At 60.5% G+C, this 21,222-nt stretch carries 27 protein-coding genes and 2 tRNA genes; 14 read left to right on the top strand and 15 right to left on the bottom strand.

Translation table 11 applies throughout. The features are described 5' to 3' along the window. Positions 1-91 precede the first annotated feature (91 nt). The 4 genes from BMY68_RS08950 to BMY68_RS08935 form a co-directional block, all read right to left on the bottom strand. Positions 92-292, bottom strand: coding sequence for a hypothetical protein (locus tag BMY68_RS08950; protein ID WP_085530603.1), 201 nt, complete (start codon positions 290-292; stop codon positions 92-94). 6 nt (positions 293-298) lie between these two features. Further along, on the bottom strand, positions 299-2,512 hold the full coding sequence (locus BMY68_RS08945; RefSeq protein ID WP_085530604.1) for a peptidase domain-containing ABC transporter: 2,214 nt from the start codon (positions 2,510-2,512) through the stop codon (positions 299-301). Beyond that, positions 2,509-3,765 carry an HlyD family secretion protein gene (locus BMY68_RS08940; protein WP_085530605.1) on the bottom strand — a complete coding sequence of 419 codons (1,257 nt, stop codon included), beginning with the start codon at positions 3,763-3,765 and terminating at the stop codon, positions 2,509-2,511. Before BMY68_RS08940 ends, BMY68_RS08945 begins: the two co-directional genes overlap by 4 nt. Positions 3,766-3,974: 209 nt before the next feature. Then, positions 3,975-4,766 (bottom strand): NAD(P)H-dependent oxidoreductase, encoded by a 792-nt coding sequence (locus BMY68_RS08935; protein WP_085530606.1) that lies wholly within the window; start codon positions 4,764-4,766, stop codon positions 3,975-3,977. Between the two features lie 85 nt (positions 4,767-4,851). Here BMY68_RS08935 and BMY68_RS08930 point away from each other — a divergent pair, with 85 nt between their 5' ends. Beyond that, entirely contained in the window at positions 4,852-5,745 is an 894-nt protein-coding gene (locus BMY68_RS08930) for a LysR family transcriptional regulator (RefSeq protein ID WP_085530607.1), read from the top strand. 6 nt (positions 5,746-5,751) lie between these two features. Here BMY68_RS08930 and BMY68_RS08925 read toward each other — a convergent pair whose 3' ends face one another. Both BMY68_RS08925 and BMY68_RS08920 read right to left on the bottom strand, forming a co-directional pair. Then, positions 5,752-6,690: a LysR family transcriptional regulator gene (locus BMY68_RS08925; protein ID WP_085530608.1), complete on the bottom strand. Its 939-nt coding sequence runs from the start codon at positions 6,688-6,690 to the stop codon at positions 5,752-5,754. 58 nt (positions 6,691-6,748) lie between these two features. Next, a complete protein-coding gene (locus BMY68_RS08920; protein ID WP_085530609.1) occupies positions 6,749-7,723 on the bottom strand; it encodes a quinone oxidoreductase family protein in 975 nt (324 codons plus the stop codon). A 497-nt stretch (positions 7,724-8,220) separates the two neighbouring features. Here BMY68_RS08920 and BMY68_RS08915 point away from each other — a divergent pair. Then, positions 8,221-8,294: transfer RNA gene (locus tag BMY68_RS08915), tRNA-Cys, on the top strand. 285 nt (positions 8,295-8,579) lie between these two features. Here the strand turns inward: BMY68_RS08915 and BMY68_RS08910 are convergent. Beyond that, positions 8,580-9,635, bottom strand: a complete 1,056-nt coding sequence (locus tag BMY68_RS08910; RefSeq protein ID WP_239694075.1) for a fimbrial protein — start codon at positions 9,633-9,635, stop codon at positions 8,580-8,582. Between the two features lie 68 nt (positions 9,636-9,703). Beyond that, on the bottom strand, positions 9,704-10,426 hold the full coding sequence (locus tag BMY68_RS08905) for a fimbrial biogenesis chaperone (protein WP_085530611.1): 723 nt from the start codon (positions 10,424-10,426) through the stop codon (positions 9,704-9,706). 751 nt (positions 10,427-11,177) lie between these two features. On the opposite strand from BMY68_RS08905, the gene BMY68_RS08900 reads away from it, so the two are divergent. The 4 genes from BMY68_RS08900 to BMY68_RS29855 all read left to right on the top strand — a co-directional run bounded on the left by BMY68_RS08900 (position 11,178) and on the right by BMY68_RS29855 (position 12,559). Then, positions 11,178-11,399 (top strand): hypothetical protein, encoded by a 222-nt coding sequence (locus BMY68_RS08900; RefSeq protein ID WP_009044248.1) that lies wholly within the window; start codon positions 11,178-11,180, stop codon positions 11,397-11,399. A gap of 329 nt (positions 11,400-11,728) precedes the next feature. Then, positions 11,729-11,815 (top strand) — tRNA-Leu (locus BMY68_RS08895). Positions 11,816-12,010: 195 nt separating this feature from the next. Beyond that, positions 12,011-12,247 (top strand): YceK/YidQ family lipoprotein, encoded by a 237-nt coding sequence (locus BMY68_RS08890; RefSeq protein WP_085530612.1) that lies wholly within the window; start codon positions 12,011-12,013, stop codon positions 12,245-12,247. Positions 12,248-12,409: 162 nt separating this feature from the next. Continuing rightward, positions 12,410-12,559: a hypothetical protein gene (locus BMY68_RS29855; RefSeq protein WP_164487464.1), complete on the top strand. Its 150-nt coding sequence runs from the start codon at positions 12,410-12,412 to the stop codon at positions 12,557-12,559. A gap of 296 nt (positions 12,560-12,855) precedes the next feature. Here the strand turns inward: BMY68_RS29855 and BMY68_RS08885 are convergent, their stop codons facing one another. Further along, a complete protein-coding gene (locus BMY68_RS08885) occupies positions 12,856-13,248 on the bottom strand; it encodes a hypothetical protein (RefSeq protein WP_164487463.1) in 393 nt (130 codons plus the stop codon). Positions 13,249-13,598: 350 nt separating this feature from the next. Between BMY68_RS08885 and BMY68_RS30055 the strand changes: the two genes are divergently transcribed. Together BMY68_RS30055 and BMY68_RS08875 are read left to right on the top strand one after the other, a co-directional pair. Then, the gene (locus BMY68_RS30055) at positions 13,599-13,796 is read left to right on the top strand and encodes a hypothetical protein (protein ID WP_190304717.1); all 198 of its coding nucleotides are present in this window, start codon (positions 13,599-13,601) and stop codon (positions 13,794-13,796) included. Positions 13,797-13,865: 69 nt separating this feature from the next. Beyond that, the gene (locus BMY68_RS08875; protein ID WP_085531547.1) at positions 13,866-14,252 is read left to right on the top strand and encodes a YfeK family protein; all 387 of its coding nucleotides are present in this window, start codon (positions 13,866-13,868) and stop codon (positions 14,250-14,252) included. 105 nt (positions 14,253-14,357) lie between these two features. Here BMY68_RS08875 and BMY68_RS08870 read toward each other — a convergent pair whose 3' ends face one another. Together BMY68_RS08870 and BMY68_RS08865 are read right to left on the bottom strand one after the other, a co-directional pair. Beyond that, positions 14,358-14,786, bottom strand: a complete 429-nt coding sequence (locus BMY68_RS08870) for an N-acetyltransferase (protein WP_085530613.1) — start codon at positions 14,784-14,786, stop codon at positions 14,358-14,360. A gap of 170 nt (positions 14,787-14,956) precedes the next feature. After that, complete coding sequence (locus BMY68_RS08865) at positions 14,957-15,286, bottom strand: hypothetical protein (RefSeq protein ID WP_085530614.1); 330 nt, start codon at positions 15,284-15,286, stop codon at positions 14,957-14,959. A gap of 338 nt (positions 15,287-15,624) precedes the next feature. Here BMY68_RS08865 and BMY68_RS08860 point away from each other — a divergent pair, with 338 nt between their 5' ends. Beyond that, positions 15,625-16,032 (top strand): hypothetical protein, encoded by a 408-nt coding sequence (locus tag BMY68_RS08860; protein ID WP_085530615.1) that lies wholly within the window; start codon positions 15,625-15,627, stop codon positions 16,030-16,032. Between the two features lie 72 nt (positions 16,033-16,104). Here BMY68_RS08860 and BMY68_RS29970 read toward each other — a convergent pair whose 3' ends face one another. Continuing rightward, positions 16,105-16,278 carry a hypothetical protein gene (locus tag BMY68_RS29970; protein WP_009044242.1) on the bottom strand — a complete coding sequence of 58 codons (174 nt, stop codon included), beginning with the start codon at positions 16,276-16,278 and terminating at the stop codon, positions 16,105-16,107. A gap of 224 nt (positions 16,279-16,502) precedes the next feature. Beyond that, positions 16,503-16,964: a hypothetical protein gene (locus BMY68_RS08855; RefSeq protein ID WP_085530616.1), complete on the bottom strand. Its 462-nt coding sequence runs from the start codon at positions 16,962-16,964 to the stop codon at positions 16,503-16,505. Between the two features lie 115 nt (positions 16,965-17,079). On the opposite strand from BMY68_RS08855, the gene BMY68_RS08850 reads away from it, so the two are divergent. Continuing rightward, positions 17,080-17,532 (top strand): anti-virulence regulator CigR family protein, encoded by a 453-nt coding sequence (locus tag BMY68_RS08850; protein WP_062826115.1) that lies wholly within the window; start codon positions 17,080-17,082, stop codon positions 17,530-17,532. 420 nt (positions 17,533-17,952) lie between these two features. After that, positions 17,953-18,465 (top strand): fimbrial protein, encoded by a 513-nt coding sequence (locus tag BMY68_RS08845; protein ID WP_085530617.1) that lies wholly within the window; start codon positions 17,953-17,955, stop codon positions 18,463-18,465. Between the two features lie 480 nt (positions 18,466-18,945). On the opposite strand, the gene osmE is transcribed toward BMY68_RS08845, so the two are convergent. After that, positions 18,946-19,314, bottom strand: a complete 369-nt coding sequence (osmE, locus tag BMY68_RS08840; protein WP_085530618.1) for an osmotically-inducible lipoprotein OsmE — start codon at positions 19,312-19,314, stop codon at positions 18,946-18,948. 405 nt (positions 19,315-19,719) lie between these two features. Between osmE and BMY68_RS30050 the strand changes: the two genes are divergently transcribed. Together BMY68_RS30050 and BMY68_RS08830 are read left to right on the top strand one after the other, a co-directional pair. Then, positions 19,720-19,923 carry a DUF6021 family protein gene (locus tag BMY68_RS30050; RefSeq protein ID WP_037004783.1) on the top strand — a complete coding sequence of 68 codons (204 nt, stop codon included), beginning with the start codon at positions 19,720-19,722 and terminating at the stop codon, positions 19,921-19,923. Between the two features lie 114 nt (positions 19,924-20,037). After that, on the top strand, positions 20,038-20,238 hold the full coding sequence (locus tag BMY68_RS08830) for a hypothetical protein (RefSeq protein ID WP_007921704.1): 201 nt from the start codon (positions 20,038-20,040) through the stop codon (positions 20,236-20,238). Positions 20,239-20,301: 63 nt separating this feature from the next. Here BMY68_RS08830 and BMY68_RS08825 read toward each other — a convergent pair whose 3' ends face one another. Next, positions 20,302-20,628, bottom strand: coding sequence for an isochorismate lyase (locus BMY68_RS08825; protein WP_007921706.1), 327 nt, complete (start codon positions 20,626-20,628; stop codon positions 20,302-20,304). Between the two features lie 210 nt (positions 20,629-20,838). Here BMY68_RS08825 and BMY68_RS08820 point away from each other — a divergent pair, with 210 nt between their 5' ends. Then, positions 20,839-21,159: a YbjQ family protein gene (locus tag BMY68_RS08820; protein ID WP_009044236.1), complete on the top strand. Its 321-nt coding sequence runs from the start codon at positions 20,839-20,841 to the stop codon at positions 21,157-21,159. Positions 21,160-21,222 lie beyond the last annotated feature (63 nt).

The raw sequence follows: 21,222 nt of genomic DNA, 5'->3' as shown, positions 1-21,222 counted from the left end.
CCTGGAGGTGTCCGGCCAGTGTCATGCGCTAAGGCATTTCTAATGGCTGGATGCGCGGCTGCGCCGCGGGCGAGCGATGCGCATCAGCGGTTTACCGGGCGCTCGACTGTTTACCGCCGATATTGACGCCGATACCAGTCCCGCCGTTGCCCTTACCCGTACCGTTGCGGCCGATGCTGATACCGACGTTCACCGAATTGTTGCCGGTGCCGGTGTTACCGCTGATGCCGCCCGAGATGCTGAAGCCGCCGCCGCTGACGACCGTCATTTCCTGTTGAGTGAGTTGACGCATAGGGAATTACTCCTGTGGTAAGGGAGGCCGGCCATTCGCCGGGACCTCCGCTTCGGCCGGCCAATCCGGCCGAAGACGTTCGCGGGCCTCTTCGGCTCGCAGGTTCGTTGCCGCGGCGCTGGCGTCATGGGCCTTGCCGCGTTCGATGCGGATCACGCGGTCTGCGCTGCGGATGGTCTGTGCGCGGTGCGCGACGATGATCCGCGTAATGGGCAGTTGGCTGATTGCGTCGTTGACCAGTTGTTCGCAGGTCTCGTCCAGGTGGCTGGTGGCTTCGTCCAGCACCAGGATCGACGGTTGCCGGTACAGCGCCCGTGCCAGCAGCACCCTTTGGCGCTGGCCGCCGGACAGGGCATCGCCCATGTCGCCGACGAGCGTCCGGTAGCCCATCGGCATCGCACTGATGTCGTTGTGAATCTGCGCGAGCCGTGCCACTTCCACGATGCGCGCCCGGTCCGGTTCTGTGGCGAAGAAACTGATGTTGTCCTCAAGGGTGCCGGCGAACAGAATGTCGTCCTGCAGCACGCAGCCGATCATGTCGCGATAGGCGCGGGGGCCGATCGTCCGCAGGTCGATGCCGTCGATCAGCACGCTGCCTTCCTGGGGCGATACCAGGCCCAGCAACAGCTTTGTCAGGGTCGACTTGCCTTGCCCCGATGCACCGACCAGGGCTACCGATTCTCCGGGGGCGATGGAGAAATCGCAGCCGTCGAGCACCCAGGGCTCGCTGTCCGCGTAGCGGTAGCGCAAGCCTCGCACCTCCACGCTCGGCGCCGGCGCCGGCGCCGGACGGGGGCCGGCTGGCGCGGGAAGGGTGGTTGCCCCGGGCTCGATCTCGGCCAGCACGATGTCGGCGAGACGCTCGCCGTGCAGGCGCAGCATGCGGAACTCGATCAGTGCATCGATCAGGCCCGAGGCGCGGGTCATGAACTGATCGGCGTAGCTGACAAAGGCCATCAGCATGCCCGCGCTGAACTCGCCGTCGAGCACCTGGCGCGCCGCGGCCCAGATCAATAGCACCCGGGATGCGCCGATCAGCAGGTGCTGAAACGAAGAGAAACCGATCGACAGTCTTTGCACCCTGACGTGGCGGTTGGTGGCGTTGACGGTCGCATTGGCATAACCCTGGGTGCGCCGTTCCTGCTGGTTGGCGATTTTCAGCGCGCGCACGCCGCGGATCGACTCCAGCAACAGTGTCTCGGCTCGCGCGGCGTGCACCAGATATTCCTCTTGCGCCCGGCGCAGGGGGCGGAACGCCAGGTAGCGCACCAGGCCATAGATGACGAAGGAGGCGATCACCAGCCAGGTCAGCGTCGTTTCGTAGGTGAACAGCACCACCAGGATGACGATGGCCAGGACGCCATCGAGCAACGTCCCGACGAAGCGCGACGTGAGCGTGTGCTGGATTTCATGGATCGCGTTGAAGCGGGAGACGACGTCTCCGACATGGCGCTGCTCGAAGTAGGTGATTGGCAGTTTCAGCAGGTGCGCGAACACCGAGGCGCTCCATTGCACGTTCAACTGGCTGGAGAACCCGGTGAGCACCCAGGCGCGCAGCCCGTCGAACAGATCGCGAAACAGCACGAGCAGCAGGAAGCCGATCGCCAGTAGCGACAGCAGGTCGACGTCCGCCGAGACCAGGACCTGGTCGACGACCCATTGCAGGTAGAGGGGCGTCAGGATGCCGGCCATCTCGATCGCCAGCGACAGGGCGAGGGTCAGCCCCAGGGCTCGGCCGATGTGATTCACCCGGCCGATCAGCGTCGTCAGCGAGACGGCCGGCTTGTCCCGTACCGGCGCGAACGACGGCATCGGGCACAACTCCAGGGCGATGCCGGTAAAGCAGGGGGAAATCTGCGCGAAGGTCAGGCGCCGCACGCCGCGCGCCGGGTCATGCACGACGACATGGTCGCGGGCCACCTGCTTGAGCACCACGAAGTGGTTCATGTCCCAGTGAAGAATGCACGGCAGCGTCAAGCGTTCGAGTTCATCGAGCTCGAGGCGCAGTGCCCGCGCGCCGAGGCCCAGCTGATCGGCGTAGCCGACAAGCTCGTTGAGGGTGGCACCGCGCACCGACGGCATGAAACGCCGCCGCAGCGCGGCCAGGTCGGTGTCGGCTCCGTAATAGCAGGCGATCATCGCCAGGCAGGCGAGACCGCATTCGGCCATCTGGGCCTGCAGCAGCATCGGCAGGCGGGTGCGAGCGAAACCCGGCCTCATCGTGCCAGCCTGCCAATGGCATACAGCGGTTCGAACAGCCATTCGACCAAGCGTCGCCGCTCCAGCAGGATGTCCGCCTCCAGGCTCATGCCGGCACGCAGGCGTTCGCGACGTCCATAAGCATCGATGTCTTGCCGGTCGGGCGCGACAACCACCCGGTAATACTGCCCGCGGGTCTCGGGGTTGCCGGTGAGCGTGGCAACGTCGCGAGCCGACAGCGCGGTGCGGGAGACATCGATGACTCGACCGTAATGCAGGCCGAACTTCTGGAACGGATAGGCCTGGTAGCGAAGCACGACCCGATCGCCTTCGCGAACGAAACCGATGGCCCGGCTTGGCACGAGCAGGCGCGCCTGCAGTTTGGCGTTTTCCGGCAGCAGGGCGACGGCCAGTTCGCCGGCCGCGACGGTCTGTCCGGGATGCGCCAGGAGCGCGGCGACGGTTCCCGCCTGCGGCGCGCGCAGTATGCGTTCGCGTTGTTCTTCGTTGGCGGCGATCTGCTGGTCGAGCTCGCCAAGCTTGCGCTGGATATCGCGCTGCCTCAGGGCCGCCGCCAGCGGCGCCTCGGCCAGTTGGCGGCGAGTGTCGAGTTGTTCTTGCTCAAGCTTGAGGTGTTGGCCGATGGCCTCCTGAACCCGGACCTCGGCATCGAGCACCGTGGCTTCCTCGTCGGCGAGCTTGCCGTTCGACACATAACCTTTATCGCGCAGCGTACGCCAGCGTGCCAGCTTCTCCCGTGCAAGCTCGGCTTGCCGACGGCGCCGGACAATTTCGCTGGCGGATTCGGCCCGCTGCGCGGCCAGCACCCCAGCGCGGGCGCGCAGCTCATCGAGCGTGGTGGACGCCAGCGCCGACTGCGAACCCTGGTCGAGCTCCAGCGTCGCGCGTTGCTGTTGCAGGCGCTCCGCGATGAGCACGCGGGTGGCGCCGAGCCCGGTAGCCACGTCGCTGGACACTGCCAACAGGGGCGCGCCGCGCTCGACTTCCTGGCCGTCACGCACAAAGACTTTGGTCACGGTGCCCGCGGTCGGCGGCACGATATTCAGCACGCCTTGTTCCGGCAGCAGGTCGCCGCTGGCCCGTTCACGGGCGGTATAGCTGCCGGCATAAAGAAACAGGGCGACGCTGGCGGTGAACAACAGCGCGGCTGCCGCCAGCCAGGCGTGATGAGGGGGGCCATAGAGCGTGACCCCGCCCAGGGTACTGCGTTGCTCTGCTTGCAGCGCGGCTTGGCGGTAAAGCGGACCGGTCATGCCAGGTACCGATGTTCAGCGGGCGGCACAACCGGGCCGGAGGGAAGGGGGAAGCATTGCATGACGGACTGGCTGAAATGAAGGGCCGGAAATTCTCGCTGGTCCTGATTTCAGGGTAAATCAGCGTTGTCGCTGTTTGGTTATGGAAAGGTCCTTTTCTCGTTGTGATTCAGCTATCTGCGCGGCCGGCTGCTGCACTGGCGCTCGATTCAGGGGATCGCTGGCGGGATCAGGTGTGCGGCGAAGCCCTGCCGGTCCGTGGCGACGTCTGGGTGCAGGGTCAGTTCTGGAATCCTGTAGGCCCCGGCGTTCTGTGGCCGGAAAGGAATAGGCGCGGTCTGCGCCAGGTGGTCGAGGCGCTGCCCGAGCTGGTCGCAGATCGTGGCGAAACGCGCTTCGTCGATGCGCCCGGTGCGGTAGATCACGAAGGGCGGCAGCACGTCGAAGCCCGGGTAATAGAGGATGCCGTGGTGGATCGGGAACAGCAGGTCGTCCATCGGCCCGTTGATGCCCCGCGGACTGTAGTGCGACTCCCAGCCGCCGGCGCTGACGATCAGCATCGCCCGCTTGCCCGCCAGGGTGCCTTCGCCGTAGCGGTCGCCCCAGCGCGCATCCGAATGCTCGCCCACGCCATAGGCAAAACCATAGGCGTAGACCCGTTCCACCCAGCCCTTGAGAATCGCCGGCATGGAGAACCACCACAGGGGAAATTGCAGCAGCACGGTGTCGGCCCAGAGCAGTTTTTCCTGCTCGCGGGCGATGTCCGCCGACTGCAGGCCTTCTTCGAAGGCGCGCTTGGAGTCCAGGGATGGATCGAAGCGGGCGTTCTGCGCCCGGCCCAGGCTGTCGTCGGCATCCAGCGGCGCTTTCCAGTCCATCGCATACAGGTCCGAGACCTGGACCGCGTGACCGGCGGCCTCCAGGCGCTTGATCGTGAAGTCCTTGAGCGAGCCGTTCAAGGAGCGGGGTTCGGGGTGGGCATACACCAGCAGTACATTCATCACAGGGTCTCCAATGTCGGGAGACAGCAGGATCGGCCGCTGCCAGGTATATTGGAAATGAATATCCAATATCCCAGGTATTGTCGTGAATAATTTAAGGCGCTTGGACATCAACCTGCTGCTGACCCTGGATGTGCTGCTCGCCGAGCACAACGTGACCCGCGCGGCGCACCGCCTGAACCTGTCGCAACCCTCGGTCAGCGTGCACCTGGCCAAGCTGCGGGAGATCTTCGGCGACCCGTTGCTGCTGCCGGGGCCGCGGGGTATGCGGCCCACCGCCAGGGCCGACGCCTTGCGCGAGCCGTTGCGCCGGGCGCTGGAGGCCCTGGAGCTGGCGGTGTCGCCGGCCAGCCCGTTCGACCCGGGCGCGGCGGCCAATACCTGGAGCGTGTCGGCGTCCGACTACGGCGAGTCGACGGTGATCCTGCCGGCGCTGGCCGGCTTGCGCGCGGCGGCGCCGGGTACCCGGTTGGCGGTGCTCGAACTGGAGCCAGGGCGTCTGGTCCAGCAGGCCGAGCAGGGCATCATCGACCTGGCCCTGCACACCAGCGAGGACTCGCCGCCGGGGTTGCGCCGCCGCGTGCTGTTCAGCGAGCGTTACGTGTTGGTGGGCCGCGCGGGCCATCCACGCCTACAACGACGCCCGAGCCTGGCGCAGTTCGCCAAGCTGGAACATGTGGTGGTATCGCCCGATGGCGGTGGTTTCCAGGGTGTCACCGACAGCGCGCTGGGCGAGGTGGGCCTGACGCGCCGGGTGGTGCTGTCGGTGCCGCATTTTCTGTTTGTCCTCTCGGCGCTGGCGAGCACCGACCTGGTGGCGATGCTGCCGTCGCGCCTGGTGCGCGACAACCCGGCACTGAAGGTGGTCGAGCCGCCGCTGGAAGTCCCGGGTTATGACCTGGCCATGCTCTGGCACGAGCGCTGCCACCGCGACCCGGCTCATCAGTGGCTGCGGGAGTTCATCGTCAGTTCGCTGTGAACGCTGCTACGGCTCGTCCCTGGCTGGCGTTTCCCAGGGCGCGCCCTGGGCAAAGCGTGCCTCGATCCACTGCTTGAAGGCCTGGGTGGTGGCGCTGCTGAAGCGCGCCGACGGTCGCAGCAGAAAGATCCCCGAGTCGCTGTCCAGCTGCCACTGCGGCAGCACCCGGACCAGATGCCCCGAGGCGAGGTCCTGGTTCATCAGCCAGTCGCCGCCGGCAAGAATGCCGACGCCGGCCCGGGCCGCGGCGAGCAGTGCTTCGTTGTCGTTGCTCTGCAAGGTGCCGTGGATACGCACGGTTTCCAGCCGGCCCTGGCGGGTCAGGCGCCAGTCGGGCCAGGAACGCAGGCCGGTAAAGCCCAGGCAGTTGTGGCTGGCAAGATCGGCGGGCAGCCGCGGTTCGCCATGGCGTTGCAGGTAGCTGGGGGCGGCGCAGAGGATGCGCCGGTGCGCACAGAGTTTACGCGCCACCAGCTGGCTGTCGGCCAGTTCGCCGATGCGGATCGCCGCGTCGAAACCTTCGCCGACGATGTCGACGAAACGGTCCGAATACTCGGTCTCCAGCGTCACCCCGGGATGGGCCAGGGCGAACTCGGCGAGGATCGGGCTGAGCCAGCGCCGGCCCATGGCGGCCGGCAAGGCCAGGCGCAGGCGCCCGCGGATCTGCGCGGCGCCCTGGGAGGCTTCGTGTTCGGCTTCGCTGATCAGGCCCGCCGCCTGCCGCAAGCGCTCCACTAACCGCGCGCCTTCGTCGGTGAAGCGCAATTGCCGGGTGGTGCGTTGCACCAGGCGAATGCCCAGGCGGCTTTCCAGCGCCGCCAGGCGCTTGGACAGCACCGAAGGGTGGCGCTGCAAGGCACGCCCGGCGGCGGCGAAAGAGCCGTGCTCGAAGAGCGCCATCAAGGTGGCGAGTTCATCGGCCTGTCGGCTGTCGAACGGATCCATGTGCCTGGGCTGCCTCGTTGTGCGGCCAAATGGCCGGAAGGGACGGAAAGGATCGGCCTCAAGGTATCAGCACGATGGCGCCTTGCGCGCGTCCGTCGTGCAGGTCGGCGTGGGCCTGGGCCACGTCGGCCAAGGGGTAACGCTGCCAGATCCGCGGCTGGATGATACCCGTGGCGAAGGCGTCCAGCACATCGGCGGCGCGCGCCTGGTATTCGCTGGCGCTGGCGGTGTGGGCGGCGAGGGACGGGCGGGTGAGAAATAGCGAGCCCTTGGCGTTGAGCGTGCCGACCTGCACCGCCTCCGGAGCGCCCGACGCCGCGCCGAAGGACACCAGCAAGCCACGGGGACGCAGGCTGTCGAGGGAGGCTTCGAAGGACACCCGGCCGATCGGGTCGTACACCACATCGACCTTGTGCCCTTGAGTGACCTCGACGACCTGTCGGGCGAGGGTCGCAGCGTCGAACACCAGCACCTCGTCGCAACCGGCGGCCCGGGCCCGGTCGACGCTTTGCGCCTTGGAGACGACGCCGATGACCGTGGCCCCCAGGTGCTTGGCCCAAGGCACCATCAACTGGCCCAGGGCCCCGGCGGCGCCATAGATCAACACCCGCGTGCCAGGGCCGACGGGGTAGGTGGTCTTGAGCAGGTACTGGGCGGTGATGCCCTTGAACAGCAGCGCCGCGGCGGCGTCTGAGGCCAGCGCCGGCGGCAGCTTGACCAGGCGCTCGGCCGGGTACAGGCGGGCGCTGGCATACGCGCCGAGGGGCCCGGTGGCATAGGCGACGCGATCACCCACCTGGACCTGGGTGACGCCGGGACCAATCGCCTTGACCAGCCCCGCGCCTTCCAGCCCGAGCCCGCAGGGCAGGGCAACCGGCACCGCGCCGCTGCGCTGACTGAGGTCCAGCGGATTGACGCCGATGGCCGTCTGCTCCAGCCAGACCTCGCCGGCACCGGGCGCCTGGGCTTGTACCTGTTCGAACTGCAGGACCTGAGGGGCGCCGACTTGGTGAAGCTGTACGCGGGTGAGCATGCTCGATCTCCTTGGAAGCTTTGCGGTAGGAAGCTGGGATGCAGGAAACGAGGATAGGGTTGTGCTAGATGCTCAACAATCCGGCCTCTTTGCATTTGACTGCTGCATAGAGTGCAGCAATCAATTGAGAGCCTCGCTGCGCAGGCCAGGGCAGCTGCACCGTCGTTCACCGCTTATCGCGGGCCCTGATAGCGCGGGTGGACTCTTTCGGCCGGTAAGGTGGGTGCGCGGGTGGGGGAGCCTGTCGAAGCCTCGCCGCAAAGCCAAAAGATGCAAGCAAGCGGCTTGCGCCAGTGATGACCCATGCAGGCGCAACGCATTGAATTATTTTATTCCTGTTCTTGACATGCCCGGTGAACAAGTCCAGAATTGCGTCCATTCCTGATTCAGGAATGCGAAAAACCCCTTAGAATTCAAAGGGTTGGAAGTCAGAACAGATTCAGGTTTCCAGCTTCGAGTTGTATGCCTTTGATGCGGTTGCAAAGCATCGAAAGTTTGGCCGAGTAGCAAAATGGTTATGCAGCGGATTGCAAATCCGCCTACGCCGGTTCGATTCCGACCTCGGCCTCCAAACTGAAAAGCCCGTAGATCAATGATCTACGGGCTTTTTTATTGGCTGGAGGAAAGCAGGCTTGAAGCGCAAGGAACGGTGTCTGCATCGCGATTACCAGCCGATATGGCCGCAGGCCAACTTTCTTTTATACAGTGAGCCTTATGGCGACCTGCCGTTCGAGGTTCGCCCGATGGGCCTTTTGAGGCTCCTCAAGGTTTGCCTTGAACCGGCATTGGCTGGCCAGACATGGTCACGACTGGCAGAGCCTCCTGTCGTTGGCTCGAAGGAGGCAAGCAGGAAGGGCTACCGATAATCCAGAAATACGGTCATTGCCCCGTTTACCGTTCCCACTTTGGCGATTGTGTCAGTCCTGATGTAGGACGCCTGCATCGGAATGGCAAACGAACCACCTGTTGCTTTGTTGTATCCATCTACCGTTATCGAGGTCCCCATGGTTGCCGGAGCGCCCTGGGCGTTTTCAACCCGGATCTTTATGCCACTGGCGGTCGAACCGCCAGCAAGCGGCAATACCCCTGGCGAGTTCGCAATCACGCCGCCAACCGGGTTAAGGGTATAGCCAATCCGGTTATAGCCTCTGGGGCAGTTGTTGATATTAAGCTGGAAGCTCTGGGTGCCGGCCGTCGAGCCGATGCGGTCCAGGCGGTTCAGTAAGGTTTTGGGTAGCTTTACCGTCTGGTTCGGTACCGAGCAGGTGCCGTCGATCGGGGTGATAGTGCCCTTCAGGTTGATTATTAAAGCTGAACTTCCTGTCGTGAGCTGGTAGTAGTACGGTGAAGCGTGGACACCTGCAAGGGAGCCACCTAGATTTGTTCGACCATCGCTGAGTAACTGCACTTCGATTGGCTGGGTGAATACGACCCCGATCGATCCACTTCCGTAGGCTCTGCCATTGATTAACAAACGAGTCGATATGCCCGAGACGTTCGTGGTGATTAATGATAACGTTGAGGGTGTTGCGCCGCCATTTGGGTAGGCGTAAAGATTTGAGGCTGTGCACGTCGATTGGCCGCATGCCTGCAGCGGGGTGATGTAATGTCGAGCCAGTATGCTGCCGCTGGCCGTGTTCTTCGGGATCGACAGTTGCTGCCCAAATGCATCCACAGTCGCAGCCCTCGCGGACGGCAACATGACGAAGGTCATGAGTGCAATTGCGCACAGTTGCGGTGCGATGAATGGGGCGCTGATCATTTTTTTTGCTGTGGTCTTCATTGCCTGCTTTTCTCTGATCGACCTTGAATAGGGGGCGTGGGTGAATCGCTCTTGCGCATCCTGGTTCCATGCGTTCGGAAACGAATCTCTTTGTTTGGGCGAAGATTGTTGGCGACGTGTGTATTTCACTAAGCATTCAGCTGATAACAAGACGCCGGGTTAAGCGACCAGCAACGAATTCTGATCTTTAACCGGGCTCAACTGGATAGGTCGCCTGAGTGCTGTACCGCTACGCCATCGTCGTTGATGCTTTCGAACTCGATCTTTGTTGCTCCGCCTGGCGCCAGGGAAGATGCCCCCTCGATCGCGAATGATTGGCTTGAATAGGGGGGGAGCATTGTCGCCGGAACCGGATAACTGCTCGAGCCGCTCTTGATGTTCACCGTGCCGAAAGAAATGTGAAACGCGGAATCATTCCTGATTTCCAGGCCCGGCTTGCCCTCCTTGAGCATCATGCGCCATTGCAGCCTGGAGGGGGCCTGGTCAACGTCACCTGGCAAACCGGCGGGCCGGTAAAACAACTTGATGCGCTGGCGCACGGCAATCTGCAGGATGTTTTCATCCTTCGACTTCTGGGGGATTTCCTGCACGCTCAACCAGAACACCGACTCCCTGTCCGCGGGTAGTCCCATGCCTTGATACAGAATGCGCAACTGCTGTCGGGCGTTCCCGTTCAGGCGTTTCAGCGGAGGGGTGAGGGCAAAGGGGACGTCCTGATCGGAACTTGTGCTGAAGGGTTCGATCCAGGACTGGATCATGATGGGTGTCGATTCATCGTTCAGCACCAGCATGGAAGTTTCTTTCTTCGGTCCGGTCAGTACCACTCGAGTTTCATTCAATGAGATACCGGCATGGGAGGGCAGGGCAAACAACGACAGAAGCCCGGCAAACGCCACACTCATGGCAAGGAACTTTTTCATGGGACTTCTCGAAGGTGTTGAAAGAGACATCGGTGCGCTTCTTTCTTATGGCGTGTTCATTAGTCAATGCGGGTGATTGCGGGGCTTTCATCGCATGCCTTTATAAATGCCTGGGGATACTAGTGGCACTGGACTTTCCCTGGTATCAGTCGATTCTTAAAACGCTGGTGACCCCTGGGCCCTGGGACAGAAGTGCACAATCGGGAGTATTCCGCGACGTTTGGCAGGTATAGCGCGACCTACTCGCTATATTGATGGCCATCCACCGGCTCGCTATCGCAGTCTGTTCAAAGTATTGGCTTGGCGGGTAAGGGCGTTCTGTGCCCTGTTCGCCGAGTTGGATAAGCAAGCCAGCCCCGCCTCGAACGCTTGCGTCGATACGCTAGCCCGTCCGATCACCGCTCAACCGAGGTACTCGCGCGCGTGCTTCGGCCGGCTACGCCCAGGTTTGCTCAAGCCGTTCAGGTTTCTTCAGAATTGTCTTCGAGACATGCGCGACCGCTCTGATTAGAGTGGTCCCGCTTGCCCGGCCAGGTGTGTTTACGATGGATTGCTGAACGGCCAACAGCTGGTCAGGGTGGGCATCTATTCAGGCTGAAGCAGCCGCAGGCCTGTCTCTTCGACTCTGCTGGCCCGTAGCTTTAGCCATCCCACGATCCCCAAGTCAGTTGGGTTACACCGTACGTCGTACACGACGAACCCATTGAGGCATTGCGCCCTCTACCGAATACACATTCCTGGAGAGTCGGCCATGTACGATGACGCGAAAGTGCAGGCGTTTTCCGCCTTCCATGACTTGCTGACGAACCCTGAAGTCCGGATGGATGCGCAGGAGCAGTACGATGAACTGCTGCGGCTTGTCGACAACTTCAAGGCCAAGGGGATTATCGACGGGGAAGAGCGCAAGACTCTGATAGAGGTGGCGACGGTCGCTTATGCGCGCGCGGTGGAAGGCGTTGGGAGCGGCACCTAGGCGATCCGACTGCACCGTCCATTCAGTTACAAGTCTTTTGAAATCAGTTGGTTACGATGTTTTCAGTGTGCTAACCTGCCGGCCTGTTTTTATCAGTGGCATGCAGCCTTCTTCTGCGCCGGTTCGATTCCGGCCGTAGCCCCCACCGATAGAAACAGCTCTGTAGATCTATGATTTACGGAGCTTTTTGTTTATGGGCAGGCTCGATATTCAGTCTTGAATTTGACGCCAACGAACTTGCTTCAAAGGGAGGGGATGTATATATTTCACCCCCTTGCCGCAAGGCACTGAAACGGCTCAAGCCTTTCAGACTGCAACACCGCGCTACCGCCCGAATGGCGAAACTGGTAGACGCATGGGACTTAAAATCCCCCGCTCGTAAGGGCGTGCCGGTTCGATTCCGGCTTCGGGCACCATCTATTTCAAGGGTTTGCTGGCGAAAGCTGATGCAAACCCTTGTTCGTTTCCGCTCCGCAAATTCAAATCCGGCCTGCGATTTACGCAGTTGGAGAGGTTTTCTTGCCTTTCTGCTGGCGGAGGTATTTCTCTGTCACTGGCGTATCGCAGAGACGTCTATGCAGCTCTGCAGATGGATGTAATAAGGACATTACATGTTTCGGAAAGTGATTCTGTTGGTGTTGGTCAATTGCCTGATCGGCTGCGCCGCGGTGGCGATGCGCATGGACTACGACCACCCTTGCCCCTACAAGGGCGTGCGCCTGGACTGGTGGTTGGTAGGCACCTCCCATGGAAAGCTGATTCCCTTTTTACTGATCGACGCGCCGTTTTCCTTGGTGGTCGATACAGTGTTTTTTCCATTCGAGTATCAGTACAGCTGCAATGACTAATCTGTTTTGGCGCAACTCGCCTGCGGCCTTGGGTGATGCGTATTCGCCATTAGCACACCAGCCCTAATCGTCTGCTGCCGAGGCCGGGCATATAGTGCGGACGACCATCCTCGTCGGGGTGGCTCTCACAAGAAAGTGCCGATACGAAAAAGGAGATTCACCATGTCATTCAAGAAAATCGTCTACTCCTGCGCAGTGGTTTTGGCCCTCACCGCCTCGAACGCCCACGCATTTGCCAGAGACTGTAACGACTCGCTGTGGAAGTTCAGCGGCATCGAAGCACTGACCTGCATCTTCTCGGGCCAATGGTAATTTGCCGTTTCCTGGGTTGAAGCTGTCCCAACGACAAGGCTGACTGTGAATGGCTAATCCGGTCAGCCTTGTTGCTTTTCCATTCGGGCGCAAATCGCGCTGCACTCAATCCCCCATCCAGGCTGCGTCGATAGTTGCCGACTGCGGAGAAGGCTGAAAGAGAGGGTTCTGCTGGCGGGTAAAACGCAGCAATCTGCAAGGCATTCTGGATGCCTGATCTTCGATATGACGGTCAATGAGTACCCGAGTGCTACGTTCACCCCGTCACGGCCTGCAACATCCTGCGATGTCGGGCGTCAAGCCTCGGTTTTATCGTGTTTTTCAGGTGAGTTTTTTCTGTTGAAGCGCGCCGAGATGTCTTGATAGGTCTCGTTATCGGTTGCAGCAAGCAGTGTCTGGCCATCCTTCAAGGTGGCCAGAAATGTCACTTCGGTATTGTGGCCTGCCAGAAGATAGCCGGCGACGGCTCCTACGGGCCCAAGAAACATGGCACCCACCACTCCAAGGCCTATGGCGCTCTTTATGTTCTTGTTCGAATCGGTATTTTCGACGGTGAGTTCCTTGAACTCGGAGACGAGAAAACTTTTCCCTATCAGCGGCTTATTGGCGGTTTTGAGCGTGATGGTTCCGCGCAGATACTCCGCGTCACCCTGGGGGAAGTCACCGGCCAGCACTATGATCTTTGCCATCTGGAAAGGGGCCCTGGGCGATCATTTTTAGGGGGCCATTGCGCGCCTTAAGGGATAGGGCGTCAACGCTGCGACGACGACTGGCGGCACCATTGGTCTATGACGGGGCAGAAGCGCTGCCGGGCCTAGGCATGGACAGGCATGCGTGGCAAAGACGGGCTGAGGCGGCAAGGCTCAAGGCTGCGCTCGAAGTGGCATTTGAGGCTCGGAGGCGCCAGGTATCGACAAAGGGGAGAGTGGATGCAGGCGTCCAAGTGCTGGCCGGGCGAGTTTGGATCGGTGTGGAACAGCGGATACACTTGCCGCCAAGCCTCTGGTGGGCAGGACGGATGAACCAAGGAAGCGTTTCAGTGATTATTATTCAAAACCCGGCACCCAAACTGTCTTATGCAGAACTTGCCAAGATGATTGAGCAGAAGAGGGCGGTAGAGCAGGTCAATCTGCTTGACGCCAAATTGAATCCAGCCTTCCTGGCCAAGCTTGAAGCCGCGATAGAACAGGCGGATGTGCAGCAAGGCGTTCAGCCGGTTTTCCCTATCGAAGTTTGACCGACCTGGCGCCGGGTAATGCTCGACCAGATCCGACAACAATGCTCAGTTTCAAGACAAGGACGAATGATGCGAATTTTTACCGGTGAACGGGCTCGATGGCTGATGGCGGCAGGTTTCACCGCCTTGGCAATGGCGACTAACGCGCAGGCGCAAACAACGCCTCAGGCTGCCCGGGAGATAAAGGGCTTGCTGGATTTTGTCGAGCACAGCCAATGCCAGTTCGTGCGTAATGGCACCGAGTATCCAGCCCCCCAGGCACGGCAGCACCTGGAGAAAAAACTGAATTACCTCGAGGGCAAGAACATGGTGAGCAGCGCGGAGGACTTTATCGACCTCGCCGCCACTAAAAGCAGCATGAGTGGCAAGGCTTATGAGGTGCACTGCGCTGCTGGATCGCAACCGGCAAGCGCCTGGTTGAAGGCCGAGTTGCAGAGGCAGCGTCAGCCTCATTGATTCAGTTTTTGGCCAGGCAAAGCCCAGCTTGTACGCTGGGCTTTTTGGTTTTTTTGGAGGGCAATAAAAAGCCAGGGCGGGATATACCGTGACGGGCTACATGGATCAGGGCGGGGGGCTGCTCATAAGGTATTCCTGCTGCCCCGTTTGCTCATCCGTCTGCTCGTGGGTCACGACAAAGCCTTGTGCCAGGTAAAAGCCGCAGCTGGCCGTATTGTCCTTGTACACCGCCAGGCTCAACACGGGACGCTGTGCCCTGGCATGGGCGAGCAGTTGCTTGCCAATCCCCTTGGCCTGGAATGCAGGTGCAACAAAGAGGGCGGCCAACTGGTCGTCATGCAGCGAATAGAAACCCCGCACTTTGGATTGTCGCTCGATGACATAGGTCTCTGACGCCGGGAGGTACAGGTTGCGCATGTTGTCGACTTGCGACTGCCAGAATGAGGCGTCGATAAAATTGTGGGCTTTCAGCGAAGCCTGCAGCCAGATGTCCAGCACGGCATCCATATCTTGCTGTTCAAATCTTCTGATCATTTCTCTTGCACTTTTCCTGACAACGGGTTGCAGGCTAGAAGCAGGCGCTGGCCAGTTCAAGAGCCGACATATTAAAAGATGCAGGAGTGCGGCGGGGGAGGCGACCGACTGATCGAGGATCAGGCGGTCGCAGTCGGATATCAAGGCTCCACTGATGCAGTACGGATCAGTCAGGAGATGTGTGGGATTTTGTCGATGTACGCGATTCGCTCGCCGTTGTGGAAGATTTCAACCGCGCTGTAGAGCGTGGCGTTGGGCGGCAGCACCCGGGTGAACCTGACTTGCGTGCAGGTGATTGCCTGAATCCAATCCCCTGGCCTTTGGTACAGGTGCAGATCCAGCAGGAGTATTGCCGGGTTGATACCCTGCGGGACTCGTACCGTCAGATAGGCCTTGACCCCTGGGTTGGCAACTTCAACGTCTCCAACGACATGAAGTTCGTCCGGTTTGGGTGGCATGGTGTCCAGCCAGGCATGCCAGTTCGTGCAGTTCGTGATCATTTTTCCGTTCCTTGAGAAATGAAACCCGAAGCTTGAGGTACTGCGGTTTCGCATGGCGCTTCGTGTGCCATCGAGTCGAATGTCGGCTGCCCAATCCTCCATATCCAAGAGCGGCGCTGAAGAGGTCGGATGAATACGACCGGAAGTCCATGGTTAAAGGTGTAGATGACGAACGGGACAGGGCACCACGGTCTGGACGAGCGGTACCCATTGGCTGTGCCCGGGCCGTCATTTTCCCCTGACTTTTGGCGCATATCGAACGTGATCTTTATTCGTTTGCGTGTCCTTATAGGCCGCTGAAGCACTAGCGTTTTGCCGCGCTCACAAGGAGGTTCCAAGTGATAGCAAAGCTGTTTGTGACGATCGGGATTATCTTCTACGCCGTTGTGGTGCCGGTGCTGGAGATCAATCAGACCCATGTTTTCAACCCGGCCTGGGAGCCGCACGCACGGTTGCATGAGGTCTGGCAGCTGTTCACCAATACGGCGATCGGTGCATTCAGCCTGTGGCTGGTGTGGTTGAAGGGCAACCTTCGCCTGTCCAGCCTGCTGACGGTGTTCGTCACGGGTGGCTTCTTGCTGGCTTACGGGCTTCGGCAGTCTTACGGTGGGTCGATGGTGCTCACCGATGGCTCTGAGAAGTTGATCCTGGGCATCAACCTCGGGCTGTTTGCCTACACCCTGGCGATCCTGCTGGCGGCGATCGCGGTTGCGATCGACCGGCGCCAACCAAGGGCGCGACTCTGAGCCAGAGCGGTTCTGTAGCAGCAAGAAAGCAGAAGCCCGGACATGGCCGGGCTTCGTTGGATGGGGGCCTGTTCAGCGCGAAGAATAGGGCTTGCCTTCACGCCCCGCGTTTTCTACCGACAACCTGCGTCTACGCCTTTGAACCCAGCTCCAGAGTGCGTGCACAGGGTGAATGAACATCGCCAGCACGCACAGCAGCAGGACAATGAAGATGGACATCAGACCGAGACCTTCATGGGAAAACATCGTGGGTTACTCCTGTAGTTCACTTTGTCGGTCCCAGAAGGGTAGGCACTCAGATGCTTCGCTTCATGAAGGTTACTTAAAGATAGTTTCATCTTTGTCCGAGCCATGAGGGCAGAAGAGGCAGGTACTAAAAAGCCCGGCGCTGGGCCGGGCTTTTCATGCGGGGCGATGCTGACCAACCGAGAGTGTTGAAACCGATTCAGCTGGAGAGCATGAGGCTGGGTCTATCGATCATTCTTGCTCGAGGAGACGCTGGCGTTGCCCAGGCCTTTCGAGTTGTGGTCCCCGGGCGTGGTGTCCGAGATCGCGGTGGCTTTTGACAGCCCGCGGGTATCTTTGGAATGAGCCACGCCGGAAGTGGTCGAGCCATGACCGTTGCTGTCATTACGAATGCTGCCGTAATGGTTGCCATTTTCTCCAAGATTGCGAACCGACTTGCCGGCTGGGTCGCTTTTCAGGCCGCCATTATGGCCCTTGCTGCTGACCCCTCCCGAGTGACCGCCTGCCTGGCCACCATGACCACCACTGTTACTTCCGCCATGCCCCCCGCCGTTGCCACCGCCATTTCCGCCACCATGGCCACCACCGTCCTTGGCATAAGCGGACGTCATGGGGAGCAGAGGAGCCGCTGCCAGCATCAGTACACAGGTCACGGCAGTCACGAGATTTTTTTTCTTTAAAAGCATGATCGCTTCCATAGATAAGGAGAGGTTTGCATGAACTAAGACGCAATTGGCTGTCTATAGTTCGGGTGTCATGACGAATGGCACCACGGCTGGATTCATGCAGAGGACTGCAGAGATGACGACTCGTTCGGTTGTAGCTGTTTTAGCAAGCGCCGCGTTTTTATTCGGCTCGACTGCCTTGTATGCGGACCCAGGGAATGGCAAGGGCAACCCCCATGGCAATCAGGGCAATCAGGGCGGACATGGCAATAAAGGTAACAAATCCCAGGACTACAAGCAGGGCGGGCGGTATGACGGCCCTCAAGTCGATGTCGGCGGTATTCGCGTGATCATTGGCGACAGTCGTGACTACTGGTCACCCGGGCCGGCCCTGCCGCCGGGCATCCAGAAAAACCTGGCCCGAGGCAAACCACTGCCGCCGGGCATCGCGAAAAAACTCGATGGCCGGATGCTCGGCCGGCTGCCGCACTATGACGGCTATGAGTGGCAACAGGCCGGCACTGACTTGATCCTGGTCGCCATCGCCACAGGCATCATCTACGAAGTTCTGCACGACGCCCTGGACTGATTCCGGGCCGGCCCACCAGCAAGCCCGGTGCAAGACCGGGCTTTTTGCCTGACATACAGCGTCCGGCACTCCCCCCCCGACATCCTGATGCTGGTTCGATTCCGGTGCCTTTCTGTTTTTCGTTGGCTCAAGTACGGATAGCCACCTTGGCGGTGATTTTGCCGAGCCTCTTTTCCAGCAACATTTCAGCGCGATCTGATAATTGAGTGGAGTGTTTCGGAAGTGTCCTAGGGACGCCGATTTGGCGCCGTTCTAAGGTTTCAGCGTTCGCCGTGTGCGCTTTTTTGACTGGCATCGACTATCGAGCCGGCTGCGTTTCGCCCATTGAAAAAGCGCATGGCGACAGGCAGGAAGAGCGGCCTGGGTGGCTGCTCCGGACTGAACCGATCGCATGTTTGCATTCAATTAAAGGAATAAATAATGCCCACTCAAAATGTTGGTAAGTTCTTTGATTTTCGCGCCAGGATTACCGCTCCCTCATGGACGATCGATCCTGGTCATGGCCTGGATGCAGGTGTTGTTTCTGGGGTTGCACATCGGCGTTCCAGCGGCATGGAGCAGGTGGTCGAGCTGGGCACATCGAGCCTTGATGTGCTTCAGGCAGGTGGCAGTTTTCCGCAGCCATTCAGTGTCGAGTTGAACGAAGACAGGCTCAAGGGTGCGAAAAAGGTCCAGATCTACTTTGACGGCATCACCAGTGATGGTGTGACCTTGATGAATGATTACGAAGAGGCCGGTTCCGCACGCAATGTTGGCGTTCAACTGCTGGACAGCGAAAAGAAAGTTCTGCTGCTGGGGCAAGAAGGCTGTGTGGAGTACCCGGCGGTACCGGGTTTAAGGCTGTTCTTCGCAGCGAGGTTGGTCAGCACCGGCGGGCCTGTGGAAGCCGGTGAGTTTTCCTCGTTTTCGGAGTGCGTGATCCTGTATGCCTGATGGCAGGCAAGCGGTTCACGCAGACGTAGTCATGCGAAAAGAAGGGCAGCGGCGCTTTTTTGTTGGCGTCAACAAGGTGACGAATCGGCCATAGCCTGAAAAAACATGTGGTTATTTAAGGACTTAGAAGATATTTATGGTAAAAATAACCTCAAAATATATTGTTACATGTTCTTCGGGACGTTAAGATAGCCCCGCGTTCACCTACCACGGTTTATGCATTTTTAGCCCCAAGTGTCCATCAGCTACTTGGGCTTTTTTTTGCCTGGAATTTGCCTTCGGCGGTTCTTCCCGCCACTCGATGCCACTTTGGCTCCTTCCTCGAGGCCCCCCTGCAAGGCAAAAAAAAGCCCGCGGGGAGCGGGCCAATAGTTGAATGAGCAGGGTGGAATCTACCCGCCTGGCGCTCGGCTCACAGTGAAAGAAATTTCATCTGGCCATGCCCCGCCCGCAATCGCCGCCAATTCTGGCCAGCGCAGCTCAATAGCCACCACCCATACCGCCCATGCCTCCCGTGCCGCTGCCTGGAGCCCTGGCTTTTTGCTGGGCGTGACTCCATTCGGCGCAGGTGAGGAAGCTTTTGTGATCGACTTTGCCGTTGCCGTCGAAGCTGACATTGAACGGCTGTTTATGGCCGGCCTGGGTCAGCACATAGTCGAAGCAGGTGCCGAGTTCCACGGTGCGAGGGGTGACGGCCACAGGTTCGCCGCCGATCTGTCGAACTTGTTCCTGGGTCATGCCGGTCTCGACCTTCGCCACCAGCGGCTGATTGCGGTAGACATGAGCGTCGCTGGTGCAGCCGGCGACGGCTGACAGCAGAGCGGTCATGCCGATAAGTGTTTTGTTCATGGCAGGGCTCCCGATGGTAAGCGTCATGAAGAGACGCCTGGGTGCATCAGTTGAAGTAAAGCCGAGCGACGAGGGCAGCGGGTCGTATTCGCAAAGGACGGGACGCGGGGAGGGCGGATAGACAAAAAGCCCGCATGGGCGGGCTTTTTGCAGAGGGGGAGCTGATCCGTCAGCTGCAGCCAGTGTGCGCTTGCGCTATGCCCCTAGCAACGACAGGGCGACGAAACGCAGGCCTGGGTACGGGCTGATAACGCAGCTCATGATTCGGCTCCGGCAGACCTGCCAAAACGCCATAAGCACGGCAGAAAACGCTGTTTGATCGATTACCATTCGTCAGCTGTTTTGCACCCTGCATGAGAATGGCCCTCTCATTGAAAGACATTCCATCGTGGTCGGGAGGTATCCATGAGTACGAACAGGCCAACGGGCCCGCGTTCATCCGAGCACGCTTCCGGCAAGGACGAACTGGGCTTCGACCCTGACTCTCCGGATCTGGCCGATCCGCAGGTGGACCCGATAGGCCCGGCGAAAGCGCCCAGGGACAACAGGCCGGAGAAAGAACCCAAGTCCCGGGCGTATGACCCTCTGGGAAACCTGAAGCGCAAGTGAAAGACCGGCCGCGCGTTCCCGCCCCGTGGCGATGGATGGAACCCCCAGCCGCGCGGACCGGGTGTAAGGTGTTCGCGACAACCTCGGCCGATCTCTACCGAAAGGGAGGCGATTATGAGCGTTCCAATGCTGAACAAGATGCACATGAACGGCTATGACGTGGTCAGCGTCAACAGCGGCCCCTGGCGGGTCTGCACCAAGGGCGACCGTCTTGGTTCCTTTGGCACCCGGGAGGAGGCCCTGGCCTACGCGGCAGCCTTGCCGGCCTACAAGGCGAAGGCCAAGAAGGCTGCGCGAGGGGCCAATACCCGATAACCCCCTCCACGACCCTGCCCGGCAGCCTGGCTTGTTCCCTGGCTGTCGGGTTTTCTTTTGCCCTCAGGCCGGCGACTGGGCCTGGGCGGATTTCCAACCCTTGAGCTCCTCTGCGATGAAGTGTTGCACCAGGTCGCTGTAGAGCTTTTCGATGGCGTCGGCGCTCAGGCCTTCGGCCTGGGCCCATTCCCGGCGTTGCAGGAGCATGGCGCGAAAGCGCTCGGGCGCGCGCACGGCGGTTTCCGAGGTCTTGAATTTCGACGCGGCCAAGACGTACCGGAAACGTTCGCCCAGCAGCTTGATGACAGCCTGGTCGAGGCGATCGATCTCGCGGCGGATATCCTCCATGCCTGCGCATTGTTCGGGGGCTCGCGACTGAATGACATCCATGTGAATACTCCAACTGGGAAAGGATCTGCGGTTATCCGCTGGCGGATTTAATCACGGACAGGCTCGCCCTTGGCATCGCCTTGCAGGCCGCTGCGGCAACCGCGCCCGACATGCTCTCCATGGCCACCCGCGGAGGGTCTGCTACCATCGCGTTTTTTTGCGACCCCGCCCGGGTTCAGGGCCGGGTCGCGCCGGTCAAAGGAGAATGCCGTGATTATCACTACCACCCACGCGATCGCGGGGCGAGAGATCGCCGAGTACCTGGATATCGTAAGCGCCGAGTCCGTGCAGGGGATCAACGTCGTGCGGGATGTCTTCGCCGGGATGCGCGATTTTTTCGGTGGGCGTTCCCAGACCCTGGAGCGGGCGCTGAAAGAAGCCCGGGTGCAGGCGACCGACGAGATCAAGGAGCGCGCCCGCGATCTGCGCGCGGATGCGGTGGTCGGCTTGGACTACGAGATCAGCATGCCCAGCGGCCGTGGCGGCATGGTGGTGGTGTTTGTCACCGGCACCGCGGTCCGGCTCAAGTGACCGAGGTCTAGCCCGCGTCATCCGGCCCCGCCTGTGTGCGGGGCTTTTTTATGCCTGGCATCC

Origin of the sequence: Pseudomonas sp. NFACC41-3 (assembly GCF_900109505.1) — a bacterium.
Taxonomy (GTDB): domain Bacteria; phylum Pseudomonadota; class Gammaproteobacteria; order Pseudomonadales; family Pseudomonadaceae; genus Aquipseudomonas; species Aquipseudomonas chlororaphis.
The sequence above is the reverse complement of the archived record's forward strand: the minus strand, read 5'-3'. Positions and strand labels throughout refer to the sequence as shown.